This window comes from Streptomyces sp. NPDC104307 (genome assembly GCF_055584045.1).
Genome location: NZ_JBVJMU010000001.1, coordinates 300848 through 322728, shown reverse-complemented (window position 1 = coordinate 322728; position 21881 = coordinate 300848). Strand labels below are relative to the sequence as shown.

The window sequence follows — 21881 nt, the reverse complement described above, 5'->3', positions numbered from 1 at the left end:
CGGACAGGACAGGGGCCGCCGCGCACGCGGCCGGTCCGCCGGGTACCGGCCCCGGCGGCCGGCTCTACGGGACGCGGAGTTCGCGCGGTGAGGGCTGCGGCTCGGGGGCCGGGGCGGGGGTGTCGCGGCCGGTCCGCCCCAGCGAGGCGATCGCGCTGGTGATCAGGCCCGCCAGCAGCCCCCAGAAGGCCGAGCCGATGCCCAGGAGCGTCACTCCGGAGGCCGTGGCGAGGAAGGTCACGACGGCCGCCTCCCTGGACGACTTGTCGGCCAGGGCCGTGGACAGGGAGGACTCGATGGTGGCGAGCAGGCCGATTCCGGCGATCGCCAGGACCAGAGCCTGCGGCATCGCGGTCAGCAACGAGGCGACGGTCGCGCCGAGCAGTCCCACGCAGAGGTAGAAGACGCCCGCCCAGACCGCCGCGAGGTAGCGCCTGTCGCGGTCCGGATGGGCCTCCTCGCCCGTGCAGATGGCGGCCGTGATGGCGGCGAGGTTGAGGCCGAACGCGCCGAACGGTGCCAGTACGGCGTTGGCCGCCCCGGTCCACGTCATCAGCGGGGACACCGGCACGTCGTATCCGGCGCCCCGGATCACCGCCACCCCGGGCAGGTTCTGGGACGCCATCGTGACCACGAACAGCGGGGCGCCGACGCTGACGAGCACCTTCCAGTCGAACTCCGGTGTGACGAACACCGGGGTGGCCAGGGCGAACCGGACCCTGTCCGGCTGCCAGCCGCCGGTGAACAGGGTGGCCACCACCCCGGCGCCGAGCGCCAGCAGCACCGCGTACCGGGGGAGCAGGCGCCGCCCCAGCAGGTAGAGCACGAACATCGGGAAGGCGACCGCGAAACTGCCGTGCATCGTGCTGAACAGGCCGGTGCCGAACCGCAGCAGGACCCCCGCCAGCAGCGCGGCCGCCAGCGGCACCGGGATGCGGCCCATGACGCGGCTGAACCAGCCCGTCACCCCGCTCAGGAGGATGAGCAGCCCGGAGAAGACGAACGCGCCGACCGCCTGGGCCATGGAGACACCACTCAGGCCGGTCGCGAGGAGCGCCGCTCCGGGCGTCGACCACGCGGTGACGACGGGGGCCCGATAGCGCAGCGAGAGCCCGACGCAGGTGCAGGCCAGGCCGACGCCGAGCGCGAGCATCCAGGAGGAGATCTCGCGCGAGTCCGCCCCGGCCGCCTTCGCCGCGGTGAAGACCAGGGCCGCGGAGCTGGTGACCCCGACCATGACGGCGATCAGTCCGGCGGCCACGGCCGAGGGCGGCGCGGCCGAGCGAATGCGGGCGATCACGAACATGAGTGAGCCACTTCCCCTGTGCGGTGCGGGACGCCGTTGACCAGCGACGGGACCGGCGTGCCGCGAGCATGTTCCGTATACGGAACGTTCTGTTTATGGAACACTAGAGAGGCGGGCTGACACCCGTCAACCGGGAATGGAGGTGGGTGCGCGCCGATGGGGCTGAACGAGGACGTGGGGCGCAGGTTGCGGGCGCTGCGCCACCAACAGGACCTGTCCCTCTCGGAGTTGTCCCGGCGCTCGCGGGTCGGAAAGGGCACGCTCTCCGAGCTGGAGAGCGGCCGGCGCAATCCCACCCTGGAGACCCTGTACGCACTCGCCACCGCGCTCGGCCGGCCGCTCAGCGCGCTGCTCAGCGACCCGGCGCCGAAAGGCCGCCCCGGTCCGGGACGGGGCGCCGGTGCGGTGTTCGGCGCCGGCCCCGACGGCAGCCTCCCCGGGGTCTCCGGCAGCGCGGTCACCGCGGTTCTGCTGGAGCGGCATGAGGACGCGGCGGCGGTCACCGATGTCTTCCGGGTGACCATCCGGGCGGGCGCCACCCAGGAGTCGGAGGCGCACGTCCCCGGCACGGGGGAGAGCCTGATGGTGCTGGCGGGCACCGCGGTCGTCGGCCCGCCGCACGACACCCGGACGGTCGGCCCCGGTGCGTCCGCGCAGTGGCGGGCCGACGTGCCCCACATCTACCGCGCACCGGAGGCCGACGTGCACGGCATCCTCTTCGTCCGCTACCCGACGGCGGCCCGCTCCGGGTGAAGCCGGATGCCGCGGCCCTGCCAGCGCTCGCGCAGCCAGCGGTCATGGCTGGCCACCACGACGGCGCCCGGCCCCGATCCGAGCGCCTCCTCCAACTCGTCGCAGAGCCGCGGGGACAGATGGTTGGTGGGCTCGTCGAGCAGCAGGAGCTGCGGAGGCCGGGCCGTGAGCAGGGCCAGCGCGAGCCTGCGGCGCTGGCCGGCCGACAGCCGTCCCACCTGCTTGTCCAGATCCCCCTCGTGCATCAGGCCGAGCGAGGTGAGCGGCACCTCCGCTGCCCGGTCCACGCCCAGGGCGCGTTCGTACGTGTCACGGACGGTACGGTCCGGCCGGGCGAACCGGGTGTCCTGCGCCAGCAGCCCGACCGTCAGCCCCGGCCGCCTGCTCACCTCGCCCTCCGGGGCCAGGCGCCCCGCGAGCACGGCGAGCAGCGTCGACTTCCCCGCCCCGTTGCCGCCCGTGACCAGCAGCCGTTCCGTCGCCGCCACATCAAGCCGCTCGACCGCCAGACGGCCCGGCACCCGCACCCCGCGCAGGGATACGAGGGTGCCCTCGGCCGACGCGTCCGCGAGCCCCGAGTGCCGGAACCGCAACGGCTGCGGCGGCTCTCCGGTCCGGCGGCGCTCCAGCTCCGCCAGCCGGCGCGAGGCGTTGCGTACCCGGCGGGCGATCTGGCTCTGCACCCGGCCCGCCCGCAGGCCGTACCCCATCTTCTCGCTGTCGCGCGGACCCCGGTCCGGCGCGACCTGCCGCGCCGTCACATCCGCCGAGCGGCGCAGCGCCTCGATCTCCTCCTGCTCCTCGGCGTGACGCCGTTCCCAGCGCGCCCGCTCCGCCCGCTTGACGGCCAGGTAGGCGCTGTAGCCCCCGCCGTACCGCACGGGACCTTCGACGGCCGGATCCAGATCGATCAGATCCGTGCAGACCGCGTCCAGGAAGGCCCGGTCGTGACTGGCGATCACGACGGGCCCCGGCATCCCGCGCAGCTGCTCCTCCGCGAAGGCGGCGGCCTCGTCGTCCAGGTGGTTGGTCGGCTCGTCCAGCAGCAGGGCCGAAGGGCGCCGCACCAGCAGCGCCGCCAGCGACAGCCGGCCGCGCTCTCCGCCGGAGAGCGATCCGACGTCGCGTTCGTACGGCAGAGCCGAGAGCCCGAGCCCGGTGAGCAGGACGGCGGCGCGCCGGTCGGCGTCCCAGGTCTGCCGCTCCTCCGCCAGTTCCAGCCGCCGGCCGTACGTCGCCAGCAGTCCGGGGTAACCGGGGGAGTCCTGCGGGGTGCGGGCCAGCTCCTCGGTGAGCCGGTCGATGGCCGCGAGGTCCTCCCGCGCCTCGCGCAGGGCGTCGTCCAGCACGTCGGCGATCGTCGCCGTGGCGTCGAAAGCCATCTCCTGGTGCAGGAAGCCGATATCGGCGGGCCGGGTCACGCTGCCGCCGTCGGGCTCGTCCGTACCGGCGAGCAGGCGCAGCAGAGTCGACTTGCCGACACCGTTCTCCCCGATCAGGCCGATGCGGTGGCCGGGCGCTGCGGTGAGTGACACCCCGTCGAGTACGCGCTTCGAGCCGAGGGTGCGCACGAGGTCGTGTGCGAGCAGTGCGGGTGCGGTCATGGTGGTCCCCTCCAACGTGATCGGTTCGCGGCCCGCCGGGCGGTCGGCCTCGGGCGCGGGCCAGGACGGCACGTCAGCGGTTCACATCTGCGGAGCCCCGGTCTCCAGCAGCTCGCCTTCCGCCAGCCTCAGCCACCGGTCCACCCCGATCCTGGTGAGGAAGGGCTCGTCGTGGCTGACCACCACGAACGCCCCCCGGTACGAGCTGAGCGCGCCCTCCAGCTGATCGGCGCTGGTCAGGTCGAGGTTGTTGGTCGGCTCGTCCAGGAGCAGCAGCTGCGGAGCCGGCTCGGCGCACAGGACGCAGGCGAGGGTGGCCCGCAGGCGCTCGCCACCGGACAGTGACCTGACGGGCAGGTGGGCGCTGTCGCCCCGGAAGAGGAAGCGCGCGAGCAGGTTCATCCGTTCCGCCTCCGGCCGGTGCGGGGCGGACGCGGCGAAGTTCTCCGCCACCGAGCGGTCGAGGTCGAGCAGGTCGAGCCGCTGGGACAGATAGGCGATCCGTCCCTCGGACCGCCTGATCTCGCCTCCCTCCGGCTGGAGTTCGCCGTTGATCAGACGCAACAGGGTGCTCTTTCCCGCACCGTTGGGACCGGTGAGCGCGATGCGCTCGGGGCCGCGGATCGTCAGGTCGACGCCCGCGCCGGTGAACTGCTCCCGTCCGCCGAGGCGTACCCGCACCCGCTCGGCGAGCAGGACGGTGCGTCCGGCGGGGACGACGGTGTCCGGCAGTTCGAGGGTGATGCGCTGCTCGTCGCGTACCGCGCGACCGGCTTCGTCCAGTCGCGCCCTGGCCTCACCCACCCGGGCGGAATGGGTCTGCCCGGCCCGGCCCGCGGATTCCTGGGCGCCGCGCTTCATGTTCCCCGCGAAGATGCGCGGGAGGCCGGCGTTCTTGAGATTGCGGGCCGCGTTGCTCGCCCGGCGCTCGGCGCGCTCGCGGGCCTGCTGCATTTCCCGCTTCTCCCGCTTCAGTTCCTGCTCGGCATTGCGCACGTTCTTCTCCGCCACCTCCCGCTCGGCCCGAACGGCCTCCTCGTAAGCGGTGAAGTTGCCCCCGTAGAGGCGCAGTTCGTCGCTGCCGAGTTCAGCGATGCGGTCCATGCGGCCGAGCAGCGCACGGTCGTGGCTGACGAGCAGCAGGGTGCCGCCCCACGCGTCGAGCGCGTCGTGGAGCGAGTGCCGGGCTCCGAGGTCCAGATTGTTGGTCGGCTCGTCGAGCAGCAGCACATCGGGCCGCTTCAGCAACTGGGCCGCCAGGCCTAGGGAGACGACCTGCCCGCCGCTGAGCGTGCCGATGTTCCGGTCGAGGGCGATACCGGTCAGGCCGAGCCGGTCCAGTTGGGCGCGGGTGCGCTCCTCGATGTCCCAGTCGTCACCGATGACCGCGAAGTGGTCCTCGCCCACATCGCCGGATTCGACGGCGTCGAGGGCGCGGATCACGGCGTCGATCCCCAGGACCTCGGCCACCGTCAGACCACCGGTCAGGGGCAGGCTCTGCGGCAGGTAACCGAGGGTGCCGCCCACCGAGACGGAACCCGCGGCGGGGCGGAGTTCCCCGGCGATCAGCTTGAGCAGGGTGCTCTTGCCGGACCCGTTGGGAGCGACGAGACCCGTACGGCCGCTCCCCATCGCGAAGGACAGTTCGTGGAAGACAGGGGTGTCGTCGGGCCAGGAGAAGGAGAGACCCGAGCAGATGATGGAAGCGTCGGACATGCGGGAGACCTCGCGTGAGACTCCGGGACAGCACGGAGTGCGGCCCCGGGGGGAGTGGACAGAGGGAACAACGACATGGCCACTTCGGCTGCGCTCCTGGGCGCCCGCCGGTGGCCGTCAGCTCCGGGTATCACCCGGAGATGTCGTCGTCACCCGCCATGTCTGATCTCCTCCGTACACGCTGAACAGCGTGATCACCCTAGCAGGCAGCCCGCCACCGGGCCTCGTGGGCAACGCCGCCCCGCACCGGGGCTCAGTCGGGAAGCGAGAGGCCCATGGTGACGCGCATCGCCGTGGACAGCAGCCCGGCCCTGACCTGGGTGGTCCGGTACATCCGGTCCGACCGGAAGGAGATGCCGATCGAACCGATCTGGTCACCGCTGTACACGGGCACAGCTATGCAGGTCGTACCCCGCGCGTACTCCTCCCGGTCCATGACGACCGGCGGCGCCGGCGGCGAGTCGAGCTGCCGCAGCAACTCCTCCCTGCGCGTGATGGTGCGGGGCGTGAGGTCGGTCAGCGGATGCCGGGAGAAGTACTCGGCGCGCGCCGCCCCGTCCAGTTCCCGCAGCACGCTCTTCCCGAGAGCCGTGGCGTGTCCGGCGTCCTGGAACCCCACCCAGAGGTCCACGCGCGGCGCGCGGGCGCTGTCGACGATCTCCATGACCCGGATCTCGCCCTCCTCGTACAACGTCAGGTAGACCGCGGCCGAGAGGTCGTCCCGCAAGGTCTTCAGGACGGGCCGGATACGGCTGGGCAGCCCGGCGCCCGGCGACAAGTGTTCCGCGGGGAGGGTGAACACCCCGGCGGCCTGCTCGGTCAGGTAGCCGTCCCGCGCGAGCACCCTCAGCAGCCGCTCGACGGTGGCCACCGGCAGACCCGCCTCCCGGGCCAGCTGCCGCACGGGGACATCCGACGAGTGCGCTCCTGCCGCCTCCATCACTCGCAGGGCGCGCTCGACATACGCGATGAGCTCGGGGCCGGCCTCGTCACCCATGCACATAAGCATGGACCCGGTGCCGGAAGGCGGCAATACTTCCTGCGCACAGCCCTGACCTGGGCGCTTGCGGGCGGGCGAAGGGTCGCGGCCGGCGTCCTGGACGGCAGGCCGGACCGGTCAGGAATGGAGAAGCGCGGTCACCGGGCCGCGGCTAGCGTGATGGCCAGACACCGAGCGCCCGGACACCGGGCGCCGCCCGCGACCGCCGGGCCCGTACCCCGTACCGGCGTCGGCCCGGCGCGAACGTCCGCACGGGGCCGACGCGCCCCACGAACCACAGGAGTGACCATGACCGGCTCTGCCACCCAGGGAATCAAGACCGTCCTGCACCCCGTGTCCGATCTGACGGCCGCCAAGGCGGTGTACACGGCCCTGCTCGGCGTGGCGCCGACGGCGGACGCGCCCTATTACGTCGGTTACGAGGCCGGGGGCCAGCACATCGGGCTGGTACCGGACGGGGGAGAGCAGGGCACGGCCGCGCCCGTGAGCTACTGGGAGGTGCCCGACATCGAGGCGAAGCTGGCCGAGGTGACGGCCGCGGGCGCCACCGTGAAGGAGCCCGCGCACGACGTCGGCGGCGGCCGTCTGGTGGCCACCTTCACGGACCCCGACGGCAACGTGCTCGGGCTGCTCCAGGACAGCTGAGCCGCGATCACGTCATCATGGGCCGGTCTACCGGCCGACAGACAGATGGAGAACCGATCAGCATGGCCACCAGGAAGGGCGCGGCTTCGTCCGCGCCGCACGCTGCCGACGTCCACGATGTGATCCGCGTGCACGGCGCGCGCGTGAACAACCTCAAGGACGTCAGCATCGAGATCCCGAAGCGGCGGCTCACGGTCTTCACCGGGGTCTCCGGCTCGGGCAAGACCTCGCTGGTGTTCAACACGATCGCCGCGGAGTCGCAGCGGCTGATCAACGAGACGTACAGCGCCTTCGTCCAGGGCTTCATGCCGACGCAGGCGCGGCCCGAGGTCGACGTCCTGGACGGACTGACCACCGCGATCATCGTCGACCAGCAGAAACTGGGCGCCGATCCGCGTTCCACGGTCGGCACGGCCACCGACGCCAACGCGATGCTGCGGATCCTCTTCAGCCGCCTCGGGAAGCCGCACATCGGTCCGCCCGGCGCGTACGCCTTCAACGTCCCCTCGGTCCGGGCGAGCGGGGCCATCACCGTCGAGCGCGGTGCGAAGAAGGCGGTGAAGGCGACCTTCAACCGCACCGGCGGCATGTGTACGCGCTGCGAGGGCCGGGGCACCGTCTCCGACATCGACCTCACCCAGCTCTACGACGACTCCAAATCGCTCGCCGATGGCGCCTTCACCATCCCCGGCTGGAAGTCCGACAGCTTCTGGACCGTCCGGGTCTACGCCGAATCGGGCCTGCTCGACCCCCACAAGCCGATCCGTAAGTTCACCAAGAAGGAGATGCACGACTTCCTCTACCGGGAGCCGGTCAAGGTCAAGGTCGAGGGGGTCAACCTCACCTACGAGGGACTGATCCCCAAGATCCAGAAGTCGTTCCTGTCCAAGGACAAGGAAGCGCTGCAACCCCACATCCGCGCGTTCGTGGAGCGCGCGGTCACCTTCACCACCTGCCCCGAGTGCGACGGCACCCGGCTCAGCGAGGGCGCCAGGTCCTCGAAGATCAAGCGGATCAACATCGCCGACGCCTGCGCGATGCAGACCAGCGACCTGGCCGCCTGGGTCGGCGAAATCGACGAGCCCTCCGTCGCACCGCTGCTCACCGCGTTGCGGCAGACCCTCGACTCGTTCGTGGAGATCGGCCTCGGCTACCTCGCGCTCGACCGGCCGACGGGCACCCTGTCGGGCGGCGAGGCGCAGCGCGTCAAGATGATCCGCCACCTCGGCTCCTCCCTCACCGACGTCACCTATGTCTTCGACGAGCCCACCGCCGGCCTGCACCCCCACGACATCCAGCGGATGAACAGGCTGCTGCTGCGGCTGCGCGACAAGGGCAACACGGTGCTCGTCGTGGAGCACAAGCCGGAGACGATCGCGGACCATGTCGTCGACCTCGGCCCCGGCGCCGGCACGGCGGGCGGAACCGTCTGCTTCGAGGGCAGCGTCGAGGGACTGCGGGCCGGGGACACCGTCACGGGCCGTCACTTCGACGACCGGGCCACCCTCAAGGACACCCGGCGGGGGCCCACCGGCGCGCTGGAGGTCCGGGGCGCGGACGCGAACAACCTGCGCGGCGTCGACGTCGACATCCCGCTCGGCGTCCTCGCCGTGGTCACCGGCGTCGCCGGCTCCGGCAAGAGCTCACTGATCCACGGCTCGGTCTCGGGACTGGACGGGGTGGTGTCGATCGACCAGGGCGCGATCCGCGGCTCGCGACGGAGCAACCCCGCGACGTACACCGGACTGCTCGACCCGATCCGCAAGGCGTTCGCCAAGGCCAACGACGTGAAACCGGCCCTGTTCAGCGCCAACTCCGAGGGCGCCTGCCCCGGCTGCAACGGCGTCGGGGTCGTCTACACCGACCTCGCGATGATGGCGGGCGTCGCCACCGTCTGCGAGGAGTGCGAGGGGAAGCGGTTCCTGGCCTCTGTGCTCGAATACCGCCTCGGCGGCCGCGACATCAGCGAAGTGCTGGCGATGTCGGTGACCGAGGCCGAGGAGTTCTTCGGCAGCGGCGAGGCACACACCCCGGCCGCCCACCGCGTCCTCGGCAGGCTGGCCGACGTCGGACTCGGCTACCTCAGCCTGGGCCAGCCGCTCACCACCCTGTCCGGCGGTGAGCGGCAACGGCTCAAGCTGGCCACGCACATGGGCGAGAAGGGCGGGATCTACGTCCTCGACGAGCCGACCACCGGCCTGCACCTCGCAGACGTCGAGCAGCTGCTCGGCCTGCTCGACCGGCTGGTCGACTCCGGGAAGTCCGTCATCGTGATCGAGCACCACCAGGCGGTCATGGCGCACGCCGACTGGATCATCGACCTGGGTCCCGGCGCCGGTCATGACGGCGGCAGGCTCGTCTTCGAGGGCACCCCCGACGACCTCGTCGCGGACCGCTCCACCCTCACCGGCGAGCACCTCGCGGCCTACGTGGGAGCCTGAGGCAGTGAGTCAACGGCGGCCACCCCGCCCGGCCCGTCCGGAGCCCCCGGCATCTGCGGTGTCCCGGGGAAGGCGGGGTGGCCGCAGAGGCGGCGTACGTACTCCTTGAGCCGGGGGCGGTCGCCGAGGGCGCCGACCGGGCCGAGACGCACGAGCGCCACCCACAGGTCCACATCCCCGGCGGTCAGCTCCTCGCCCAGCGCGTAGGGCCGCCGGTCGAGGGACCGGTCCAGCAGGTCCAGGGCCGCCGACCGCTCGGAGGACCCCGCGTGCGGGGTGACGTCCCGGTCCAGCAGCTCGCGCAGGGCCTCGATGCCGTCGGCGAGCTCCGGAGGACGCAGCGCAGAGGGGCGGGCCTCGTCATGGCCGGAGAGCAGGCCCGCGAGATCGCGGAGTATGTCGGGCGTGTGGTTGCTGACGATGCGCCCGCTCCACCGGTCGCACAGCGCGGGCGCCGTCAGCGGCCCGTCGTAATGGTGCAGCGTGGCCTCGTACGCGCCGCGCAGCGAGGCGTACGCCTCGGGTGTCCCGGCCGGGTGCCCCAGGAACGTGGTGGCGACCGAGTCCCGGAGACCGAGCAGGCCGAGGGTGATCGAGATACGCAGCGAGCGCGGACAACTCGCCGACAGGAAAAGCTCGTAGCGGTGCGGAGCGGGATAGAAGCCTCCGGCCAGACCGACCCCGATACGGCTGTGGATACGGGAGGGCGGCACGGCGATGGTGGGACGGGGGTGCGTGGCGCACGGACTCGGGCCGGATGAGATCGAGCCGCACGTGAGGGAGTTGCCTGTGCTGGAACTGCGCGAAGCTGTCTCGGGCATGACTCTCCTGTGGAGATCCCTGTGGGAACGAGGAAGCCACCGTCGCCTTGTGGGCACCAGCGGCCGGATGTGGAACGGCTGCGCTCGCGCACCGGTCCGAATCACGACAGCGCGGACGTGGGCGCGTCATACGCGACAACGGACCCGTGCGCGTGCGGTATTCCGGGCTAGTAGGCGCTGGAGACACGCAGCAGATCGATGTGCAGGCGCCTCGTCAAGCCGTTCCTGGACAAAACCCACCCGTCCCGACTCCGGGGCCCGCGAGACGCGGGGCCACGCTTGCCCCGCCACACCGGCGGGACCCGGTCGTCACCCGGGGCACCCCGTCGCGGTGGAAGGGTTGCCTGCCAGCGGGCCGGGGCCGATGAACCCCGTGAGCAGGACGGATCCCGCACGGGGGCGCTGACAATCGTGACCGTCCACGTCAGTTTCGGTGCGCCGGGTGACGCCGTCAAGGAGGCCACAGGGGCCATCTCGCCTGTTGGTCACCCGCGTTGACATTCCTGTCGGCCCATGCATAACTTGCGGCGCGGAACGGCTCCGGGTAGCGGCGATACGCCCCGGCCCGCCGGCCGGCGCCCCAGCACACCGCGGGGTGCCGCAGTTGAGGACCGGACGGTGTCCGGCAGGCGCGAGGCCCCGCGGGGCGGATCGGTGACGGTGAGAGCGATGCACGCAGCTGAGGGGATGGCTGCCTGGCGGTCCCGAGGCCGCGTCCTGCTCTGCGCGGACCGCTCCGTCGACCTCCAGCGTGTCAACAGCGCGCTGTGTACCGCCGCTTGTCGCGCTCTTCGTCAAGGCTGACGGCCCTCTGACTCCCTGACGTCCACCGCTGCCGCGGTGCGTCCCCTCCCCGCCCGGCCCCCTGCTCCGCGCCGTGCTGCCCGCGCCCCGCCGCGTCGTTCCCGACGACCGGCGTGGTGAGGCGCTGCCGTCCGTGGTCCGGGCCGTCCGCATCCGCTGGAGCCCTCCGTGAGTGAATCCCCCGGCGTAGCTGTGTCCCCAGGGTCAGCGCCGCCCGCCGAGGCGGCCCCCCGCCCCGGGCCACCCGTCGTGCCGAAGCCGCCGGTCCCGCAGCGGGTCCGCCCACTCCTGCGGCCCGGCCGCTGGATCGTCACCGTCGTCGTGCTGGTACTGGTCGCCCAGATCGTCCACGGCCTGGTGGCCAATCCCTTCTACCAGTGGGACCGGTTCCGGTACTGGTTCCTGCGGCCCACCATCCTCGACGGCCTGCTCGTCACGCTCGAAGTCGCCCTGTTCAGCGCCGTTCTGGGGCTGCTCGGCGGCGTGCTGCTGGCCCTGGCCCGGCTCTCCCCGAGCCCTGTGCTGCGCGCGGTCAGCTGGGTCTACACCTGGCTGTTCCGGTCGGTCCCGCTGATCGTGATCCTGCTGTTCCTCTACAACTTCAGCGCGCTCTACCGGACGCTGAGCGTGGGAGTGCCGTTCGGCCCGGCGTTCTTCAGCTTCGACGAATCACGCCTGGCCACCGACATGGCCGTCGCCGTCATCGGTCTCAGCCTGAACGAGGCGGCGTACGCCTCCGAAGTGGTGCGCGGCGGCATCCTCTCCGTCGACCAGGGCCAGCACGAGGCGGCAGCCGCCCTCGGCCTCCCGAAGCGGTACCGGTTCGCGAAGATCGTCTTCCCGCAGGCCCTGCGCTCGATCACCCCGAACTACGTCAACCAGCTGATCGGCCTGATCAAGGGCACCTCACTGGTCTTCTACGTCTCGCTGCTCGATCTGTTCGGCTCCGTACAGAGCATGGGCAGCACCTACCCCGGCGACATCGTGCCGCTGCTGCTGGTCGCCACCGCCTGGTACCTGATCCTCACCAGCGTGGTGTCCGTCATCCAGTTCTACGTCGAGCGGTACTACTCGCGGGGCGCGCTGCGCACCCTGCCGCCCACGCCGCTGCAGAGGCTGCGGACCGGACTGGGTGATCTGCGGGCACGGGTCCGGAAGGAGACAGCGATATGACCGCGGAGACGACGACCGGAACAGCGGAAGCGGCCGAGCCCGCCGGGACACCGGGTCAGGCCGGCGCGGTCGCGGCGCCCCCGGCGCGCCCCGCCGCGGTCGAGGTGCACGATGTGCACAAGTGGTACGGCTCCCAGCGCGTCCTGGAAGGTGTGGCGCTGACCGTGCGTCCCGGGGAGGTCACGGTCGTCCTCGGACCGTCCGGCTCAGGGAAGTCCACCCTCCTGCGGGTGATCAACCACCTGGAGAAGCCCGAGATCGGTCATGTCAGTGTGAACGGCGAGCTGATCGGCGTACGCAGGCACCGGGGGCGTCTCAAGGAGCTGAGCGAGCGCGCCATCCTGGCGCAGCGCGGCCGGATCGGGTTCGTCTTCCAGAACTTCAACCTCTTCCCGCACCTCACCGTGCTGGACAACGTGGCTGCCGCCCCGGTCGCGACCGGGAAACTCACCAAGCCGGAGTCCCGGGAGCTGGCCCGCGATCTGCTCGACCGGGTGGGACTCGGGGACCGGGCGGCCGCCTATCCGCGCCAGCTGTCCGGCGGGCAGCAGCAGCGCGTGGCCATCGCCCGAGCCCTCGCCCTGCGGCCCGGGGTCATCCTCTTCGACGAGCCGACCTCCGCGCTCGACCCCGAACTCGTCGGCGAGGTACTGGCCGTGATCAAGGACCTGGCCGGCAGCGGCACCACCCTGCTGGTCGTCACGCACGAGATCGGCTTCGCCCGCGAGGTCGCCGACCGGGTGGTCTTCATGGACGGCGGCCGGATCGTCGAACAGGGCCCGCCCGAGCAGGTGCTCGACCACCCGAGGCACGAGCGGACCAGGGACTTCCTGAGCAAGGTGCTCTGATCCCGCCGACTGTTCCAACCGCCGCCCGTTCCAACCGTCGCCCGTTCCACCCGCCACCCGTTCCGCCCGCCGCCCGTCCCTCCCCTCCGCCCGCCGGTCCGCGTCCGGCGTGCCCCCTCGTCTCCGTACACCCTCACCGCACCCGACAAGGACAGCCACCATGCGCACCCCCATCCTCCGCAGCAGACTCCGCCGAGGTGTCGCCGCCTCCGCCGCGTTCGCCTCGCTCGCCGCCGGTCTCGCCGCGTGCGGCGGTGACGGCGACGCCGCGACCAGGACCGACAGTGCGCCGGCCGGAACGGTCACCGTCGGCGCGCTCTCCAACGGCGCCGCCGAGGAGACCGAACTCAAGGTGCCGGAGGTGAAGTCGATCAGCGCCGAACTGCCCAAGCCGGTGGCCGATCGCGGCAAGCTGGTGATCGGCGTGGGCGCGCTGCCCGCCGGATTCCCGCCTCTCGCGTACGTGGGTGAGGACCAGAAGACCCTCACCGGCGCCGAACCCGATCTCGGCCGGCTGGTCGCGGCGGTCCTCGGGCTGGAGCCCGAGCTGAAGAACTCGACCTGGGAGAACATGTTCGTCGGCATCGACAGCGGCAAGGTCGACGTGGCCCTGTCGAACGTCACCGACACCGAGGAGCGCAAGAAGAAGTACGAGTTCGCCTCCTACCGGCAGGACAACCTCGCCTTCGAGGCGCTGAAGAAGAACACCTGGAACTTCGACGGCGACTACCGGAACCTGGCCGGGCGGACCGTCGCCGTCAGCGCCGGCACCAATCAGGAGCGGATCCTGCTGGAGTGGAAGGCGAAGCTGGCGAAGCAGGGCCGCAAGCTCGACGTCAAGTACTACCAGGACAACAACGCCACGGCCCTGGCACTGGCCAGCGGGAAGATCGACCTCTCCTTCGGGCCCAACCCCGGCATCGCGTACCACATCACGCAGACCTCGAAGACCCCCAACCCGACCCGTAACGCGGGCAAGTTCTCCGGCGCGGGCGCGACCCTCCAGGGGCTGATCGCGGCAACCGCGAAGAAGGACAGCGGACTCGCGAAGCCGCTCGCCGACGCGATCAACCACCTGATCGAGAACGGCCAGTACGCCAAGTGGCTCGCCGCCTGGAACCTCTCCAACGAGGCTGTGCCGTCCTCCCTGGTCGACCCGCCCGGACTGCCGCTCGACAACTCCTGACCCGCGCCCGCGCCCCGCTCCGGCCGGATCCGGACACCTCCCGCCCATGCCCCAGATACGGAGACCCCGCGCCACCATGTCCACCAGCGTCCATCACGCCCCGCCATCGAGAGCGGTACCGCCGCACATCCTGGACAACGCCGCCTGGGCCGCGCTGACCGGTCCGCACGCCCACCTCGCCGAGCGTGTCGGCCGGGCCGCCCGCTACCCCACGGACATCTCACCGTTCAGCGCCCTGGAGGACCCCGCCGACCCGCGGGCCTGGGACGATCTGGCCGCCCTGGTCGGACCCGGCGTCGTCACCCCGGTCTCCGGGGCGCGCACGGTCCCCGACGGCTGGACCGTCGAACGCGGCGGCGACGGCGTCCAGCTGGTCGACACCGCCCTGTACGCCGAACCCGCACCCGAGGCGGAACAGCTGGGGCCCGCCGACGTGCCCGAGATCCTCGACCTGATCGCCCTCACGGAGCCGGGCCCCTTCCTGCCCCGCACCATCGAACTGGGCGACTACCTGGGCATCCGGGACCACGGGCGGCTGATCGCCCTCGCCGGAGAGCGCCTGCACCCGCCGGGCTGGACGGAGATCAGCGCCGTCTGCACCCACCCGGACCACCGCGGCCGGGGCCTCGCCACCCGGCTGGTGCGCGCGGTCGCGGCGGGCGTCAGGGAGCGCGGCGACACCCCCTTCCTCCACGCGGCAGCGAGCAACACCCGAGCGATCCGGCTCTACGAGTCGATCGGATTCACCCTGCGCCGCCGCACCCGGTTCCTGCTCGTCCGAGCCCCGGGGGAGCGAAGGTGAGGCACCTCCTGCGCGTCGCCGGCGCACTCTGTCGGCCCTGACCTGTTGCCCTCGCAGCCGCCCCGTACCGGGGCCGGCTTCATCGTCCGGTCGATCAGGAAGGCACCGATCCCGTGTCCTCTTCACCCTCTTCCCCTTCCCTGCGCCTCGCCGTGGCCCTGGACGGCGCGGGCTGGCACCCCGCCGCCTGGCGCGAACCCGTCGCCCGCCCCGGTGAACTCCTCACCGCCGCCTACTGGACCGAGCTCGTCGCCGAGGCCGAACGCGGACTGCTCGACTTCGTGACCATCGAGGACGCGCTCGGCCTCCAGTCCTCGTCCCACACCGAGCCCGACGGGCGCACCGACCAGGTCCGCGGACGGCTGGACGCGGTCCTCATCGCGGCGCGGGTCGCCCCGCTGACCCGGCACATCGGGGTGGTCCCGACGGTGGTCGCCACGCACACGGAGCCGTTCCACATCTCCAAGGCCATCGCCACCCTCGACTACGTGAGCACCGGGCGCGCGGGCCTGCGCCTCCAGGTCACGGCCCGAGCGCACGAGGCCGCGCACTTCGGCCGCCGGACCTTCCCGCCGTTCGGCGTCGAGGACTACCGGACGCCCGCCGGGCAGGAGCTGGTGAACGGCCTGTTCGACGAGGCCGCCGACTACGTCGAGGTCGTGCGACGGCTCTGGGACAGCTGGGAGGACGACGCCGAGATCCGGGACGTCACCACCGGACGCTTCATCGACCGCGCGAAGCTGCACTACATCGACTTCGAGGGCACGCACTTCCGGGTCAAGGGCCCCTCGATCACGCCCCGGCCGCCCCAGGGCCAGCCGATCGTCAGCGCCCTCGCGCACGCCACCGTCCCGTACCGGCTGGTGGCCCGCTCCGCCGACATCGGCTACGTCACCCCGCACGACGCCGGCGAGGCCCGTGCCGTCGTCGAGGAGATCCGCACCGAACAGGCAGCGGCCGGACGCGCCGAAGAGACCGTGCACATCTTCGGCGACCTGGTGGTCTTCCTGGACGACGACCCCGCGACGGCCGCCGCCCGCAGGGAGCGCCTGGACGAGCTCGCCGGCGAGCCGTACACCAGCGACGCCCCGGTCTTCACCGGAACGCCCGCCGGGCTCGCCGATCTGCTCCAGGACCTGGCGGCCGCAGGGCTGACCGGGTTCCGGCTGCGCCCCGCCGTGGCCGGCCACGACCTCCCGGCGATCACCCGGGGCCTGGTCCCCGAGCTCCAGCGCCGTAACGCCTTCCGCCGGCAGTACGAGGCCGAGACCCTGCGCGGACTGCTGGGGCTCAACCGCCCCGCCAACCGCTACGCCGCCACCGCGACCGCCTGAGCCGGAAGGACACCGACCATGAGCAAGCCCCTCAAGCAGATCCATCTCGCGGCCCATTTCCCCGGAGTCAACAACACCACCGTGTGGAGTGATCCGGAGGCCGGCAGCCACATCGAGTTCAGCTCCTTCGCGCACTTCGCCCGGACCTCCGAGCGCGCGAAGTTCGACTTCCTCTTCCTCGCCGAAGGACTGCGTCTGCGCGAACAGGGCGGCGAGATCTACGACTTGGACGTCGTGGGGCGGCCCGACACATTCACCGTCCTCGCGGCGCTCGCCGCCGTCACCGAACACCTGGGCCTGACCGGGACGATCAACTCGACCTTCAACGAGCCCTACGAGGTGGCCCGCCAGTTCGCCAGCCTCGACCACCTCTCCGGCGGACGCGCCGCCTGGAACGTGGTCACCTCCTGGGACGCCTTCACCGGTGAGAACTTCCGGCGCGGCGGCTTCCTGCCGCAGCAGGAGCGCTACTCCCGGGCCAAGGAGTTCCTGGCCACCACGAACGAACTCTTCGACTCCTGGCACGGGGACGAGATCGTCGCCGACCGGCAGACGGGCACGTTCCTCAGCGACGCGAAGGCCGGCGCCTTCGTGCACAAGGGGCAGCACTTCGACATCGAGGGACAGTTCAACGTGCCGCGCTCCCCGCAGGGACGGCCGGTGATCTTCCAGGCGGGCGACTCCGAGGAGGGCCGTGACTTCGCCGCGTCGAGCGCGGACGCGATCTTCAGCCGGTACGCCACCCTCAAGGAGGGGCAGGCCTTCTACGCGGACGTCAAGGGCCGCCTCGCCCGGTACGGCCGCCGGCCCGACCAGCTGCTGATCCTCCCGGCGGCCACCTTCGTCCTCGGCGACACCGACGCCGAAGCGGAGGAACAGGCCCGCGAGGTACGCCGCAGCCAGGTCAGCGGCGCCACCGCCATCAAGCACCTCGAATTCGTCTGGAACCGGGACCTGTCCGGTTACGACCCGGACGGCCCCCTCCCCGACATCGACCCCGACCCGGGCGAGCACACCGTCGCCCGCGGCCGCGCCCAGGTACGGATGTACCGCGACCCGTCGGCCGTCGCCCGGGAGTGGCGGGAACGCGCGGAGGCCAACAAGTGGTCCATCCGCGACCTGGTCATCGAGACCGGGAACCGCCAGGCCTTCGTCGGCTCCCCGGCCACCGTCGCCACCACGATCAACGACTTCGTCCAGGCCGACGTCTCCGACGGCTTCATCCTCGCCCCGCACATCACTCCGGGCGGCCTTGACGCGTTCACCGACCTGGTCGTCCCGCTGCTCCAGGAACGGGGCGTGTACCGGACGGAGTACGAGGGCACCACCCTGCGCGACCACCTCGGCCTCGACCACCCCGACGACGCCCGCGAGGGGCGTGAGGCGTCATGAAGTTCCTCGCCATCACCCTGATCGTGCACGGCCCGCACCCCGTGACCGGCGTGCGGAAGCCGACCAGCGACCGCTTCCACGAAGTGCTCGACAACGCGCTCCTCGCGGAGGAGCTGGGCTTCGACGGCTTCGGCGTGGGGGAGCGGCACGAGCGGCCCTTCATCTCCTCCTCGCCACCGGTCGTACTCAGCCACATAGCCGCCCTCACCTCCCGGATCCGGCTGTTCACGGCCGTCACCACGCTCAGCCTCCTGGACCCGGTGCGCGCCTACGAGGACTACGCGACGCTGGACCACCTCTCCGGCGGACGGCTCGAACTCATCATCGGCAAGGGCAACGGCGCCGCCCAGCGGGACCTGTTCCAGGTCACCCCGGAGGACCAGTGGGACCGCAACGCCGAGAGCTACGAGGTGTTCCGGCAGCTCTGGCGCCAGGACAGGGTCACCGCCGCCACCCGCTTCCGCCCGGAACTCAAGGACGCCGAGGTCTGGCCCCGACCGCTTCAGCAGCCGGTCCGGGTCTGGCACGGCAGCGCGACCAGCAGGGAGTCGGTCGACCTCGCCGCCCGCTACGGCGATCCGCTCTTCTCCGCCAACGTCACCAACACCATCGATCCCTACGCCGAGTTGATCCGCTACTACCGTGAGCGCTGGGAGCACCACGGCCACGATCCGGCGGACATCGCGGTGGGCGCGGGAACGGCCGGCATCTACGCGGCCCATACCTCGCAGGAGGCGCTCGCCGCCTACCGGCCGGTGTTCGAGGGGAACCTCGCCTTCCAGAAACAGCTGGGCCTGGAACCGGTGTTCACCACTCTGGAGGACTTCGTGGAGCGCAGCTCGGCGCTGATCGGCAGTCCGCAGCAGATCATCGAGAAGGTGCACCGCTACCACGAGCAGTTCGGCCACACGGTCCTTCATCTGCACGCGGACGCGGGCGGCCTGACGGATGCTCAGCACCGGGACTCGCTCGCGCTCTTCCAGTCGGACGTCGCACCCGTGCTGCGCCGGGAGATCCCCGATCCGCCGTTCGCCTGGGGCCCCGTCCTCGCCGGGCCCGCACCAGAACCCGTTCCCGCCGACCGCTGAGGAGTCCTCGCGTCATGTCCGACATTCCCCTCGGGGTCCTCGACCTGGTCCCGGTCGCCTCCGGGTCCACCGCCTCCGAGGCGCTCCGCAACTCCATCGACCTGGCGCGGCGGGCCGAGAGCCTCGGTTACGCCCGGTACTGGTTCGCCGAGCACCACCTCAACCCCGGCGTGGCCGGTACCTCGCCCGCGGTCGTCCTCGCCCTCACGGCCTCCGCGACCACGTCCATCCGGCTCGGAGCGGGCGCCGTCCAGCTCGGCCACCGCACCGCCCTTTCCACGGTCGAGGAGTTCGGCCTGATCGACGCGCTGCATCCCGGCCGGCTCGACCTGGGCCTCGGACGCTCCGGCGGACGCCCGCCCGGCGGGTCCGCCGCCCCGCGGCCGTCCGCGACCCCGGTGGTCGACGGGCGCACGCCCAACGGCCTGCGCATCCCGCCCCGCTTCTCCTTCGAGCACCTGCTCGGCTCGCCCCGTATCGCGCTCCAGCGCAAGCTGCTCCAGCAGCCGCACGCCGAATCGCAGGACTACGGCGAGCAGATCGACGACATCATGGCCCTGCTGGCGGGCACCTACCGTTCGCAGGACGGCATCGAGGCCCATGCCGTCCCGGGGGAGGGTGCAGAGGTGGAGCTGTGGATCCTGGGCAGCAGCGGCGGGCAGAGCGCCCAGGTCGCGGGCCGGGCCGGGCTGCGGTTCGCGGCCAACTACCACGTCAGCCCCGCCACCGTGCTGGAGGCGACAGAGGGGTACCGTGCCGCGTTCCGGCCCTCCGGCGTCCTCGCCGAGCCCTACGTCAGCGTGTCCGCCGACGTCGTGGTCGCCGAGGACGACGAGACCGCCCGCGAACTGGCCACCGGTTACGGTGCCTGGGTCCGCAGCATCCGTGCGGCCGAGGGCGCCATCGAGTTCCCCACGCCGGACGAGGCCCGCGCCCACATCTGGACGGACGCCGACCGTGCCCTGGTCCAGGACCGCCTCGACACCCAGTTCGTCGGCTCCCCGGACCGGGTCGCCGGCCGGCTGGCGGAACTTCAGGAAGCCACCGGTGCCGATGAGTTGCTGATCACCACGATCACCCACGGACACGCGGACCGGGTGCGGTCGTACGAGCTGCTGGCGCAGGAGTGGGGCAAGAGGTGAGAGCCGGCGCCGTCAGGTGACCTGATGCCCCCGTAGCTCCTCCACCGCGGCCCGCGCGGCGGCGCCGATCACGGCGTCGGCGCGCGGCAGCCTGCTGTCGGCCCTGGCCGCCTGGGTGAACACCACCGCGGTGTAGGTGCTGCCGTCCGCGAGTTCGACGACGCCGGCTTCGTGGCGGAGCGAGCCGAAGGTGCCGGTCTTGCCGTAGACGGTGACGTCGTCGTAGGGAAAGCCGGAGGCGAGCCGGTGTGTCCACGGCTGCCCGCGCATGACCTCGCGCATGAACGCGCAGCCTTCGGCGGAAGCGGCCTCATCCGTCCAGATCGCCCGCAGGAGCCGGGCCATGTCCGCCGGTGTGCCGGACGCCTTGAAGGCCGGGTCGTACACACCCGCCGGCGCCACGGTGTCGTTGTCCGCCACCTGGGCCAGGGCCGCGTCCAGCGACGGCGCGCCCGTCTCCGCGACGAGCCTGCTGAACGTGGCGACGACACCACCGTGGATACGGGTGTCCGGCATGCCAAGGTCCCGGCAGAAGGCGTCGACCGCATCGGCGCCGACCGCCCGCAGGACGGCGGCGGCCGCGGTGTTGTCGGAGACGGTCATCATCAGCGTCACCAGATCGCGCAGTGACATGGTGACGGGGTCGTGCAGGACGGAGATGCCGGTCGGACCGGGGACCCGGTCGGCGGACTCCAGGGTCACCCGGTGGCGCGGGTCGAGCCGCCCCGTGTCCGCGAGGCGGCAGAAGGCGGCCATCAGCGGCACCTTGTAGACCGAGCCCAGCGGCAGCTGTTCGCCGGGCTCGATGACCACACGGGCCGAGGGGCGGTGCAGTTCCGCCACGTGCAGCCAGCCCCGGACGCCCGCGTCGTCGAACATCTCGCGGATGGCGCGCTCCACGCCACCGCCGTGCCGGGGCCGGCTCACGGTGCCACCTTCCGGGCCAGGGCGTCCTCCAGAAGCCGCGCCGTCCCGGCGGTCTCCCGCGCACCCGGGCGCCGAGGATCCCAGGCCACCCGCAGCCGCAGGGGGAGCGGCGGGTCCGTCGCCGTGCGGCGCTCCACACCGGACGCCGTCAGCGCGTCGTCCGCCGTGACGAGCACCGCCTGACCCGCCGCCACGAGGGCGAGCCCGGCGCGTTCGTCGGACACCACCACCGTGTCCACCCGGCGGCCCCGGCTGGCCAGGGTGTCGATGAACAGGTCATGGGCCGCGGGCGCTTCGGCACGCGGGCGCACCGCGACGGGAAGCCGTGACGTCGTCGTCCCACCGGGTTCGCGGACCCCGGCGGGGGACAGCACCCAGGTCGGCAGCAGGATCACCCGGCCCGCGGCGAGGCCGTGCAGCACGGACGGGTGCCGGATCACGGCGATGTCGACCCTTCCGGCCGCGACGTCACCGAGCAGCGCGGACGTTGACGCCGTCACCAAGCCGATCCTGGCGCGCTCGCCCGCCCGGACCGGCGCCGCCGCCACCTCCGCGGCCAGCGGCGCCGGTACCTCAGGGGCCAGCCCGATCCGCAGCCGCCGGCCGTCCGCCCGCTGACGGGCGCCGGTCTCGCGGAGCTCCGCGAACGCGGCCAGGGCGCGGCGGGCGTGCGGAAGCAGCAGGGCACCCTCCTCGGTGAGGAACACCCCCCGCTCACGGTCGAACAGCCGGACCCCGAGCAGCGCCTCCAGTCTGCGCAGACCCTGCGACAGCGGCGGCTGGGTCATGCCCACACGCTGGGCGGCGGCACCGAAGTGTTCCTCCTCCGCCAGGGCGACGAAGATTTCCAGGTGCCGTTCGGTGAGCACTCCGTACCTCCTGGCATGCGGTGATATGGC

Annotated in this window: 18 protein-coding genes and 1 riboswitch; of the genes, 11 read left to right on the top strand and 7 right to left on the bottom strand. The window is 72.0% G+C overall.

The window, feature by feature from the left end; all coding sequences use genetic code 11:
* Positions 1-64: 64 nt before the first annotated feature.
* Positions 65-1306: a benzoate/H(+) symporter BenE family transporter gene (locus tag ACZ601_RS01190; protein WP_469531835.1), complete on the bottom strand. Its 1242-nt coding sequence runs from the start codon at positions 1304-1306 to the stop codon at positions 65-67.
* A 156-nt stretch (positions 1307-1462) separates the two neighbouring features.
* Between ACZ601_RS01190 and ACZ601_RS01185 the strand changes: the two genes are divergently transcribed.
* Positions 1463-2059 carry a helix-turn-helix domain-containing protein gene (locus ACZ601_RS01185; RefSeq protein ID WP_469531833.1) on the top strand — a complete coding sequence of 199 codons (597 nt, stop codon included), beginning with the start codon at positions 1463-1465 and terminating at the stop codon, positions 2057-2059.
* Here the strand turns inward: ACZ601_RS01185 and ACZ601_RS01180 are convergent.
* The 3 genes from ACZ601_RS01180 to ACZ601_RS01170 form a co-directional block, all read right to left on the bottom strand.
* Positions 2032-3663: an ABC-F family ATP-binding cassette domain-containing protein gene (locus ACZ601_RS01180; RefSeq protein ID WP_469531831.1), complete on the bottom strand. Its 1632-nt coding sequence runs from the start codon at positions 3661-3663 to the stop codon at positions 2032-2034. The two genes, ACZ601_RS01185 and ACZ601_RS01180, sit on opposite strands and share 28 nt — an antisense overlap.
* A gap of 81 nt (positions 3664-3744) precedes the next feature.
* Positions 3745-5379, bottom strand: coding sequence for a ribosomal protection-like ABC-F family protein (abc-f, locus tag ACZ601_RS01175; protein WP_469531829.1), 1635 nt, complete (start codon positions 5377-5379; stop codon positions 3745-3747).
* 253 nt (positions 5380-5632) lie between these two features.
* On the bottom strand, positions 5633-6376 hold the full coding sequence (locus ACZ601_RS01170; protein ID WP_440577227.1) for an IclR family transcriptional regulator: 744 nt from the start codon (positions 6374-6376) through the stop codon (positions 5633-5635).
* A 291-nt stretch (positions 6377-6667) separates the two neighbouring features.
* Here ACZ601_RS01170 and ACZ601_RS01165 point away from each other — a divergent pair, with 291 nt between their 5' ends.
* Complete coding sequence (locus ACZ601_RS01165; protein ID WP_469531826.1) at positions 6668-7024, top strand: VOC family protein; 357 nt, start codon at positions 6668-6670, stop codon at positions 7022-7024.
* A gap of 62 nt (positions 7025-7086) precedes the next feature.
* A complete protein-coding gene (locus ACZ601_RS01160) occupies positions 7087-9465 on the top strand; it encodes an ATP-binding cassette domain-containing protein (RefSeq protein ID WP_469531824.1) in 2379 nt (792 codons plus the stop codon).
* Here ACZ601_RS01160 and ACZ601_RS01155 read toward each other — a convergent pair.
* Entirely contained in the window at positions 9450-10286 is an 837-nt protein-coding gene (locus ACZ601_RS01155) for a glutathione S-transferase C-terminal domain-containing protein (protein ID WP_469531822.1), read from the bottom strand. The genes ACZ601_RS01160 and ACZ601_RS01155 overlap by 16 nt on opposite strands.
* Positions 10287-10556: 270 nt before the next feature.
* Positions 10557-10703: riboswitch (SAM riboswitch) on the bottom strand.
* 555 nt (positions 10704-11258) lie between these two features.
* Between ACZ601_RS01155 and ACZ601_RS01150 the strand changes: the two genes are divergently transcribed.
* The 8 genes from ACZ601_RS01150 to ACZ601_RS01115 all read left to right on the top strand — a co-directional run bounded on the left by ACZ601_RS01150 (position 11259) and on the right by ACZ601_RS01115 (position 20055).
* Complete coding sequence (locus ACZ601_RS01150) at positions 11259-12263, top strand: amino acid ABC transporter permease (RefSeq protein WP_469531820.1); 1005 nt, start codon at positions 11259-11261, stop codon at positions 12261-12263.
* A complete protein-coding gene (locus tag ACZ601_RS01145) occupies positions 12260-13111 on the top strand; it encodes an amino acid ABC transporter ATP-binding protein (protein WP_469531818.1) in 852 nt (283 codons plus the stop codon). Before ACZ601_RS01150 ends, ACZ601_RS01145 begins: the two co-directional genes overlap by 4 nt.
* A 160-nt stretch (positions 13112-13271) precedes the next feature.
* Complete coding sequence (locus ACZ601_RS01140; RefSeq protein WP_440578696.1) at positions 13272-14297, top strand: ABC transporter substrate-binding protein; 1026 nt, start codon at positions 13272-13274, stop codon at positions 14295-14297.
* 76 nt (positions 14298-14373) lie between these two features.
* Positions 14374-15099 (top strand): GNAT family N-acetyltransferase, encoded by a 726-nt coding sequence (locus tag ACZ601_RS01135; RefSeq protein ID WP_469531817.1) that lies wholly within the window; start codon positions 14374-14376, stop codon positions 15097-15099.
* Positions 15100-15212: 113 nt separating this feature from the next.
* Positions 15213-16433 carry an LLM class flavin-dependent oxidoreductase gene (locus tag ACZ601_RS01130; RefSeq protein WP_469531815.1) on the top strand — a complete coding sequence of 407 codons (1221 nt, stop codon included), beginning with the start codon at positions 15213-15215 and terminating at the stop codon, positions 16431-16433.
* An 18-nt stretch (positions 16434-16451) separates the two neighbouring features.
* The gene (locus tag ACZ601_RS01125) at positions 16452-17825 is read left to right on the top strand and encodes an NtaA/DmoA family FMN-dependent monooxygenase (protein WP_469531814.1); all 1374 of its coding nucleotides are present in this window, start codon (positions 16452-16454) and stop codon (positions 17823-17825) included.
* Positions 17822-18913, top strand: a complete 1092-nt coding sequence (locus ACZ601_RS01120; protein ID WP_469531813.1) for an LLM class flavin-dependent oxidoreductase — start codon at positions 17822-17824, stop codon at positions 18911-18913. Before ACZ601_RS01125 ends, ACZ601_RS01120 begins: the two co-directional genes overlap by 4 nt.
* A 14-nt stretch (positions 18914-18927) precedes the next feature.
* Entirely contained in the window at positions 18928-20055 is a 1128-nt protein-coding gene (locus ACZ601_RS01115) for an MsnO8 family LLM class oxidoreductase (RefSeq protein WP_469531811.1), read from the top strand.
* 12 nt (positions 20056-20067) lie between these two features.
* Here ACZ601_RS01115 and ACZ601_RS01110 read toward each other — a convergent pair whose 3' ends face one another.
* Together ACZ601_RS01110 and ACZ601_RS01105 are read right to left on the bottom strand one after the other, a co-directional pair.
* Positions 20068-20982 carry a serine hydrolase gene (locus ACZ601_RS01110; protein WP_469531810.1) on the bottom strand — a complete coding sequence of 305 codons (915 nt, stop codon included), beginning with the start codon at positions 20980-20982 and terminating at the stop codon, positions 20068-20070.
* A complete protein-coding gene (locus tag ACZ601_RS01105; protein ID WP_469531809.1) occupies positions 20979-21851 on the bottom strand; it encodes a LysR family transcriptional regulator in 873 nt (290 codons plus the stop codon). Before ACZ601_RS01105 ends, ACZ601_RS01110 begins: the two co-directional genes overlap by 4 nt.
* Positions 21852-21881: the final 30 nt, after the last annotated feature.

Excerpts from the sequence above, each read along its gene's own strand:
- ACZ601_RS01190 (WP_469531835.1), bottom strand. The coding sequence starts at position 1,306 with ATGTTCGTGATCGCCCGCATTCGCTCGGCCGCGCCGCCCTCGGCCGTG.
- ACZ601_RS01185 (WP_469531833.1), top strand. The coding sequence starts at position 1,463 with ATGGGGCTGAACGAGGACGTGGGGCGCAGGTTGCGGGCGCTGCGCCAC.
- ACZ601_RS01180 (WP_469531831.1), bottom strand. The coding sequence starts at position 3,663 with ATGACCGCACCCGCACTGCTCGCACACGACCTCGTGCGCACCCTCGGC.
- abc-f (WP_469531829.1), bottom strand. The coding sequence starts at position 5,379 with ATGTCCGACGCTTCCATCATCTGCTCGGGTCTCTCCTTCTCCTGGCCC.
- ACZ601_RS01170 (WP_440577227.1), bottom strand. The coding sequence starts at position 6,376 with ATGGGTGACGAGGCCGGCCCCGAGCTCATCGCGTATGTCGAGCGCGCC.
- ACZ601_RS01165 (WP_469531826.1), top strand. The coding sequence starts at position 6,668 with ATGACCGGCTCTGCCACCCAGGGAATCAAGACCGTCCTGCACCCCGTG.
- ACZ601_RS01160 (WP_469531824.1), top strand. The coding sequence starts at position 7,087 with ATGGCCACCAGGAAGGGCGCGGCTTCGTCCGCGCCGCACGCTGCCGAC.
- ACZ601_RS01155 (WP_469531822.1), bottom strand. The coding sequence starts at position 10,286 with ATGCCCGAGACAGCTTCGCGCAGTTCCAGCACAGGCAACTCCCTCACG.
- ACZ601_RS01145 (WP_469531818.1), top strand. The coding sequence starts at position 12,260 with ATGACCGCGGAGACGACGACCGGAACAGCGGAAGCGGCCGAGCCCGCC.
- ACZ601_RS01140 (WP_440578696.1), top strand. The coding sequence starts at position 13,272 with ATGCGCACCCCCATCCTCCGCAGCAGACTCCGCCGAGGTGTCGCCGCC.
- ACZ601_RS01135 (WP_469531817.1), top strand. The coding sequence starts at position 14,374 with ATGTCCACCAGCGTCCATCACGCCCCGCCATCGAGAGCGGTACCGCCG.
- ACZ601_RS01125 (WP_469531814.1), top strand. The coding sequence starts at position 16,452 with ATGAGCAAGCCCCTCAAGCAGATCCATCTCGCGGCCCATTTCCCCGGA.
- ACZ601_RS01120 (WP_469531813.1), top strand. The coding sequence starts at position 17,822 with ATGAAGTTCCTCGCCATCACCCTGATCGTGCACGGCCCGCACCCCGTG.
- ACZ601_RS01115 (WP_469531811.1), top strand. The coding sequence starts at position 18,928 with ATGTCCGACATTCCCCTCGGGGTCCTCGACCTGGTCCCGGTCGCCTCC.